The organism is Streptomyces sp. UH6, assembly GCF_013421635.1.
Lineage (GTDB): Bacteria > Actinomycetota > Actinomycetes > Streptomycetales > Streptomycetaceae > Streptomyces > Streptomyces abyssomicinicus.
The window spans coordinates 1-2224 of sequence record NZ_JACADT010000939.1 but is presented as its reverse complement, the minus strand read 5'-3'; the positions used below and the strand labels follow the sequence as shown (position 1 = coordinate 2224).

The window sequence follows — 2224 nt, the reverse complement described above, 5'->3', positions numbered from 1 at the left end:
GCGCCGCCCGTACGCGCCGCGTTCTGCTGGCCGGTCGGCCCCACGGGTCCCGTTCCCCCGCGAATACCGCCACCACCGGTACGACCCGTGGCCGTCGTCTGCTGACCGGTCGGGCCCAGCGGGTGCATGGGGTTGCGACCGGCGGTCTGTCCCCCGGTCGTGCCGCCGGTGGTGGCGCGCGGGACCTGGCCCTGCGCCGAGATCGGCGTCTGGCGCCAGTTCGCGCCGCCGGGCGGCGTCTTCCCTTGCCCACCGCCTCCGGTCACCGTCACGGGGTTCGTGCCCACGGTGAACGGCGGCGGAGCCGTGTTCGTCACGGACGGTCCGGTGGTGGGCGCGGGACCCACTGTCACGGGTCGGGTCGTGTCCTGCTGAACCACCGGGGCCACGCTGTCGATCTGCATGGAAGCGTCTGCGCCCGGACGGATCTGGGGGGCCGATCCCGCAGCCGTTCCGTCGATCCGTCCCGCGGCCGCCGCCACCTCGGTGGCAGAGCCACGGGCCCCCGCTACGGTCGGGTCGCCGCCGTAACCGCCCTGACCTGCCGTCGGCGTGTCTCCCACTCCGCGGACCGGCGACGGCGCCGGCACCCCGACGTTCGGCATCGGCTCGAACGTCGGCGGCTCCTGGCCCGCCAGCGCCTCCTCCGACACCGCGTAGAACGAGGAGAGGCGGATCATCTGGTTGATCGCCTCCTGCCGGTTCTGCTCCGCCTTGACCGCGGCGACGTACTCCTCGTTGCTGTCCACCCGCTTGGCCGCGGGGATCTGCGAGACCGTCTTCGGCTCCTCGCGCAGGTCGCGCGGCGGCATGGACTTGCGGACGGAGGCGAGTCCGGAACCGGCCAGCGAGATCTGCTCGCCGACCGCCTTCGAGTAGCCCGCCAGCGCCTTGGCCTTCTCGACGAGGTTGTTGCTCCACGTCCGGAAGGCCTCGCCCGACGCGCCCTCCCAGTCGACGCCCTCGATGTTCTTGCCGAGCAGCGTGGCGGCCGCCGTGATCGCCTCACCGGCCTTCAGCAGGGAGGTCCCGACCTCCTCGATCTGCTCCGGGTTGGTCGGCTCCACCACGTCGATCATGTCGTTGAGGCGGTGGCCCTCGAAGCTCGTCCGGCCGAAGAACCGGGGCCCGTTGCCGGAGAAGACCGCGCCGAACGTCTGCTCGAAGGCATTGACGAGGTCGATGACCTCGGCGTTGTCCTTGACCTGCTGGAGTTCGTCCTTGATCAGCTCGTCGTACTTCTTGTCGTCGTGTCCTGGCATCAGAACCCACCCTCGTACTGGCGCTTGGCATTGCGCGCGAGGTCCTGCTCGCGGTCCGCCTCACGCTTGAGGTCGACCTGGATCTCGTGGAACCGGCGCCGCGACTCTTCCTCGAGGTTGTCGAAGCCGATGTCCGCGCCGTGGACGGCGATCTGGAGTGCCTCTATCTGCAGGCCGAGGGTCCGCGACAGGGAGCTGACCCGCTCGTGCGCCCGGGCGTACTGGGAGTAGAGGCCGACCGCCTCACCGAAGGCGCTTCCGGCCGCCAGCGCCTCACGGGTGAGCGTCAGGCTCGCCACCTGGTTGGGGTTGGCAGGCGATCCGTTCAGTTCGTCGAGCACCGCGTCGACGCGCTTCTTGAACGAACTGAGCGCCTCCACACCTCGCCTGAGGTCTGCGGCACCCGCACCCGGCTCCAGCGGAATCACCAGCGTCATCTCCCCGTTGTTGTCGCCCGCCTCAGGACCTCTGGACCGATCCGTGAAGCGTTCATGTCGCAACAGCACCACTGTAGTCACTTCGCATGACACGCCCAACTGCCTTGTGCAACGGCCCTGATACAGGTCGCGGTCGTCAAGGACACGGCCGACGGCCCGGCGGCAGCGGGACTCTACGTCTACACCACCCGGCTCAAGGGCGCACCGCCGCCCCGGGGGTTCCGGTGCGCACGGATCCGCGACGTGCAACACCTGCGGGTGAAGTCGCAGTTCGGAACGTTGATCGACGAAAGCCCGGGTTCACGGGTGAGAGGCCCGCCGCGCCGGGGACCGGAGGCCGGTACGCGGACCTCTCCACCCCGACCGACTGCTACCGTCCGCCACGGAACGATCACGCAAGGTGCACGGAAGTTGACGGAGGGACACATCGGTGTCGGCGGATGAGTCGTTCGGAACCGGACCGGTGCCGGTGGGCGGCGGGGCCGGGCCCGCGCCCGGGGTTCGGCCGGACCTGGTGTCGCACCC

Annotated in this window: 2 protein-coding genes; both read right to left on the bottom strand. The window is 70.1% G+C overall.

Annotated elements, in window-relative coordinates; all coding sequences use genetic code 11:
- Positions 1-1262 (bottom strand): hypothetical protein (locus tag HW445_RS27790; RefSeq protein ID WP_180223623.1); only part of this gene is annotated, 1262 nt, incomplete at its 3' end.
- A complete protein-coding gene (locus HW445_RS27785) occupies positions 1262-1699 on the bottom strand; it encodes a hypothetical protein (protein WP_180223622.1) in 438 nt (145 codons plus the stop codon). The genes HW445_RS27790 and HW445_RS27785, both read right to left, overlap by 1 nt.
- Between the last annotated feature and the right edge of the window lie 525 nt (positions 1700-2224).